The sequence below is a fragment of the Butyrivibrio sp. INlla16 genome (assembly GCF_900104155.1).
Classification (GTDB): domain Bacteria; phylum Bacillota; class Clostridia; order Lachnospirales; family Lachnospiraceae; genus Butyrivibrio.
The window spans coordinates 1-5267 of record NZ_FMYB01000104.1; the positions used below are offsets into that span (position 1 = coordinate 1).

Annotated in this window: 6 protein-coding genes; 1 reads left to right on the plus strand and 5 read right to left on the minus strand. The window is 42.9% G+C overall.

Annotated features, from left to right (window positions below):
* Window positions 1-205 precede the first annotated feature (205 nt).
* On the plus strand, window positions 206-1042 hold the full coding sequence (locus BLR42_RS21735; RefSeq protein WP_022762879.1) for a DegV family protein: 837 nt from the start codon (window positions 206-208) through the stop codon (window positions 1040-1042).
* Between the two features lie 62 nt (window positions 1043-1104).
* Here the strand turns inward: BLR42_RS21735 and BLR42_RS21740 are convergent, their stop codons facing one another.
* The 5 genes from BLR42_RS21740 to rpmE all read right to left on the minus strand — a co-directional run bounded on the left by BLR42_RS21740 (window position 1105) and on the right by rpmE (window position 4816).
* Entirely contained in the window at window positions 1105-1464 is a 360-nt protein-coding gene (locus tag BLR42_RS21740; protein ID WP_091873718.1) for an Hpt domain-containing protein, read from the minus strand.
* A gap of 84 nt (window positions 1465-1548) precedes the next feature.
* Complete coding sequence (prfA, locus tag BLR42_RS21745; protein WP_091873720.1) at window positions 1549-2622, minus strand: peptide chain release factor 1; 1074 nt, start codon at window positions 2620-2622, stop codon at window positions 1549-1551.
* A gap of 53 nt (window positions 2623-2675) precedes the next feature.
* Window positions 2676-3512 (minus strand): peptide chain release factor N(5)-glutamine methyltransferase, encoded by an 837-nt coding sequence (prmC, locus tag BLR42_RS21750; protein ID WP_091873725.1) that lies wholly within the window; start codon window positions 3510-3512, stop codon window positions 2676-2678.
* A 5-nt stretch (window positions 3513-3517) separates the two neighbouring features.
* Window positions 3518-4480, minus strand: coding sequence for a DUF1385 domain-containing protein (locus BLR42_RS21755; protein ID WP_091873727.1), 963 nt, complete (start codon window positions 4478-4480; stop codon window positions 3518-3520).
* A gap of 123 nt (window positions 4481-4603) precedes the next feature.
* The gene (gene rpmE, locus BLR42_RS21760) at window positions 4604-4816 is read right to left on the minus strand and encodes a 50S ribosomal protein L31 (protein ID WP_022762883.1); all 213 of its coding nucleotides are present in this window, start codon (window positions 4814-4816) and stop codon (window positions 4604-4606) included.
* Window positions 4817-5267: the final 451 nt, after the last annotated feature.

A 5267-nucleotide genomic window follows, 5' to 3' on the forward strand; every position in this document is an offset into this window, starting at 1 on the left:
TATGCTGAATATAGGATAATAACATCTCAAAAAGCAACTACTCCACCTGATTATGGCATTCTCCTGCACAAAAACTTCTTCATGAAACAACCCTATGCGTAATTCCTTTTTTATTTACCCATATTGGTTTTCATGCTAGAATATGTCGTATAAAAAACCATGTGCAATTTTGATGCATAACCCCCATCGGAGGATAGGATAGAATATGAGTTATAAGATTGTTGTAGACAGCTGTACCGATTTGCCTGCAGAATACCATGTTGATAAGCGTTTTGAGATAATTCCGCTTATTCTTCAGGTAGGCGATTATACAGTTCTTGATGATGAGAATTTTGACCAGCTTGATTATATAAGACGCGTTGCCGAATGTGAGACCTGCGCCAAATCAGCATGTCCCTCACCCGACAGATATATGAAAGCTTACGAGTGCGATGCCGATGATATCTATGTTGTAACATTGTCCTCGAAGCTCAGCGGAAGCTATAACAGTGCTCTTCTTGCAAGAGATATTTATCATGAGGATATAGGAAAGAAAAACATTCATGTTTTTGATTCGCTCTCAGCCTGCTGCGGTCAGACCAATGTGGCCTTCAAAATTATGGAATATGCAGAGGCCGGACTTCCCTTTAACGAAGTGGTCGAGAAGGTTGAGGCCTACAGAGATGGAATGGATACCTATTTTGTCCTGGATTCTCTTGATACTCTCAGGAAAAATGGCCGCCTCACAGGTATGAAAGCAATTGTGGCTTCAACTCTCAATATCAAACCCGTCTGCTATGCTATAGAGGGCACTATAGCCCAGTGTGGGCAGGGCATTGGTATGAAAAAAGCTCTTATCAAGATGGCTGATCTTGTCGCAAAAAGGACCAAGGATCCCGAGGAAAAGACACTCATGATCACACATATCAACTGCTACGAGAGGGCTGCCGTAGTTAAAAATCTGATTCTTTCAAAGGTAGCTTTCAAGAACGTCCTGATCGTCGATGGAGCAGGTGTTGCCACAACCTATGCGGGAGACGGCGGAATCGTCGTAACCTGCTAATAGCGCGAAAAAATCAAACAAAAAACTCTTCCCTTTTTTATCACGGGAAGAGTTTTATTTTTTTATCCGGCATACTTCTTAAGTATTTCCGTAAGCGAATCATAGGAAGCTTTGATTTTCTGATATAATTCCTCCGAACCCTCCAGTGATCCCGCTCTTAATATCTCCGTAAGCTCAAGCACATCCGGTCTCATGGCATCAAGCGCCAGATTTCCTGTCACACCCTTAAGTGTATGGCAGCCTTTAAAGGCTTCCTCGGCATTTTTTGCCTGAAGTCCCTTTGTCATAGCAGCAAAACTGGGATCATTAAGGAATTTAAGCATGAATTTCTCGACAAGATCCTCATTCCCCATAAATCTGTCCTGAACATCAGGCCAGTTAACACCCCAGTCGATAAGCTCCTGCTTCATCTGTTCATTCATGAATTAACCCTCATAGAAAAAATTGCCAGTGCTATTCCATGGCACCGCAAATGTCGATAGCTGATATTTATTATATCATTTTGCTTAATTTTGCGCCATGCCCGCCAGCTTCTCAGCCTGACTTGCGGTCGTAAGTGCATCTATAAGCTCCTCAAGGTCTCCGTCCATTATGGAATCGATCTTGTAAAGCGTAAGATTTATGCGGTGATCCGTAACTCGTCCCTGATGAAAATTGTAGGTTCTGATCTTCTCTGATCTGTCACCGGTTCCGACCTGGCTCTTTCTAAGGGCAGCTTCGGAGTCGTGAGCCTTCTGCTGCTCAAGTTCATAGAGCTTTGCACGAAGTACCTTAAGTGCCTTAGCCTTATTCTTTATCTGGCTCTTTTCATCCTGACAGGAAATAACGATTCCTGTGGGAATGTGCGTAAGTCTTACAGCAGAATCCGTAGTGTTGACACACTGTCCGCCGTTACCGGAAGCTCGGAAAACATCGAATTTACAGTCATTCATATCGATCTCAACCTCTACGTCCTCAACCTCAGGCATAATGGCAACCGTGATTGTTGATGTATGGATTCTTCCGCCCGACTCAGTTGCGGGTATTCTCTGAACACGGTGAACTCCGCTCTCGAACTTAAGTCTGGAATAGGCACCTGTTCCGGAAAGCATAAAACTAACCGACTTCATTCCGCCGATTCCCGTATCCTCGACGCTCATGGTCTCAATTCTCCATCCATGTCTGTCCGCATATCTGGTGTAAACCCTATACATATCAGCCGCAAAGAGGGCCGCTTCATCACCGCCAGCACCGGCACGTATCTCCACGATAACATTTTTATCATCGTTGGGGTCCTTGGGAATCATAAGGAGTTTAAGTCTCTGCTCTATCTCGGGAAGCTCGTCCTTTGCTTCGGAAAGTTCCTGCCTCAGCATCTCCTTCATATCGTCATCAGACTCAGAGGACAGCAACTCCTCACTGTCTGAAATCGTCTCTTTACACTTTTTATAATTGTTATATTCCTCTAAAATCGGAAGAAGGTCGCTCTGTTCCTTCATGAGTGCCCTGAATCTGTTCTGGTCTGAAGCCACATCGGGCTCGCCAAGTTCCATGGTAATGTCCTCGTATCTGCGGACCATATCTTCTAATCTGCTAAACATAATATTTCTCTCCTAATTAACTGCGATTATTATTAGTTCCAAAAATAGCGCAGCTAATAGAAGCATCCGCCTACAACTCTGTCATTGCCACCAAGATCCTTTATAACCCGGACATCTTTGTATCCATTTGACTCCATAAGTTCCTTTACTGCCTCTCCCTGATCGTAGCCGATCTCCAGAAGAAGATATCCGTTCTTAAACAGATATTCCTTTGCTCCGGGTACAATCCTCTTGTAAAACGAAAGCCCGTCAGCGCTTCCGTCAAGTGCCATATAGGGTTCGTAGGTCTTTACTTCCGGTGCCAGAGTCTCAATAACATCCGTCGGAATATAGGGCGGATTCGATACTATAAGATCATATTTCTCCACCTGCTCCGGGAAAATATCGGCCTTTACTGCCTTGAATCTGTCAGATAATCCCAGCTTTTCGGCATTTTTCTCCGCAATCAAAAGCGCGGCATCAGACATATCCGTGCCAACAGCTTTGGTATCATTGCTGTACTTAAGAAGACTAAGCGCGATACACCCTGAGCCTGTGCATAAATCCAGCACATTCATCCCGTCATGCAGATATCTGAGGGCTTCCTCCGCAAGAGTCTCTGTGTCCTGATTAGGAATAAGAACATCTCCTGTAACATCAAATTCTATCCCCATAAACTCTGCGTTTCCGACAATATAAGCCACAGGTATTCTCTGCTCTCTTTTAGATAAAAAGTCCCTGTACCTTAAAATGTTCTCCTCTGAGACCTCCATATCACCGTGCGAAAGGAGGGTATTATGGTCGATTCCGCACACATACTCGAGAAGGAGTCTGGCATCCAGTGCACTCTCCGGAACACCTGCATTATTCAATTTTTCCTCTCCCTCTTTATAAAGTGATGCGTAGTCCATAATAATTACTCTGCGATTTCTTCATCGTCCTCAAACTTATATCCGAAGGAGTCCTCCAGGAACTCTCTCCAGTCAAAAACTGCTTCAACCGATTTAATTCCAACCTCGATCATCTCATCATCAGGCTCCTTAGTAGTGAGCATCTGAAGAAGGAGTCCCGGTGCGGAAATAATCTTCATGATAATATTGTTGCTTCTTCCTGCGAGTCTGATTATCTCATAGGAAATACCTGCTATTACGGGAATCAGTGCGACTCTTACAAGGATTCTCAGCGGTATCGACTGAACTCTGATGAAGAAGAACAGTATGATGCTGACAAACATTACGAACAGAAGGAAGCTGCTTCCGCATCTCTTGTGAAGTCTTGTGCTCTCCTTTACATTTTCGAGTGTCAGCGGCTTACCCCTTTCAAGGCAATTGATACACTTGTGCTCAGCACCGTGATATCTGAAAAGTCGCCTTATATCCTTCATAAGTGAGATGAGAAGAACATAAAGGACAAAAATTGCGATTCTGATTCCGCCCTCAATAAGAACTACCACGGAATTATTCCTGATATAGTCATTAAAGAGTGAACTTAAATAATACGGAAGTACCATGAAAATTCCGATGGCGATCACAAATGCCACAACTGTTGTGATAGTCGTCGCCACTTTTTCCCTGCTCTCTGCGGCAATCGGGTCCTTTGCCTGTGCAATCTCCTCCTGTCCGAACAGTGATGCCGAAAAGTTAAGGGATTTCATGCCAAGGACAAGTGAATCCCAGAAAGCAAAAACTCCTCTTATAAAAGGAATATGTGTAAGTCCAAGGCTGTCACCCTTTCCAAGGTAATGATCAACCTCTACCGCAATCTCCCCGTTTTCCTTGCGGACCGCAACTGCGTACATATCCTTATTGCGCATCATAACTCCTTCGAGTACTGCCTGTCCGCCAATTCCTGAGTAATGAGTTATTTTTTTCTTTCCCATGTCGTCTCCTAGTATAAGTGATTGTGTGCGGAGCGCTTTTTATCATATAGAAATTACATCGTAATTTCTATATGATAAAAAGAGGTTGAGACCTTAGCCTCAACCTCTTTGCATTTCCAGTGATCAATCGTTGTTAGCAGTCATACCATACTTACGGTTGAACTTATCGATACGTCCACGAGCAGCGGTTGCCTTCTGTGTTCCTGTATAGAAAGGATGACACTTAGAGCAAATTTCTACGTGGATTTCCTTCTTTGTTGAACCAACTGTAAATGTGTTACCGCAGTTGCAAGTAACTGTTGCCTGATAGTATTCGGGCTGAATATCCTGTCTCATTTTCTCACCTCTTTTATATCAATGATTCTTAATATTTTTAAAATATTATACGTTAGTTACATCGCTGCCTAATCACAACAGCTTGTTTATTTTAGCATAATGTGAACTCTTTCGCAAGAAGATTTTTTATTTCACTAGGGTTGTTTCATGAAGAAGTTTTTGTGCAGGAGAATGCCATAATCAGGTGGAGTAGTTGCTTTTTGAGATGTTATTATCCTATATTCAGCATAAAAAAGCGCATAGTTATCCCTATGCGTCATCAAAAGGAGTAAAGGTATTGTTATTCTCAAAAATCAATACATACTGGGAATTGGTTCAAAAATAAACTTTGCCACACATGTAAGATCCGAGTCCACTTCATCCATTATATCTATCATCTGTATCCGGTTCACAGGATCTTCTAATTGCATCAGCCTTGCTACGTTATATGATATTTTTCGCAAAACGGATA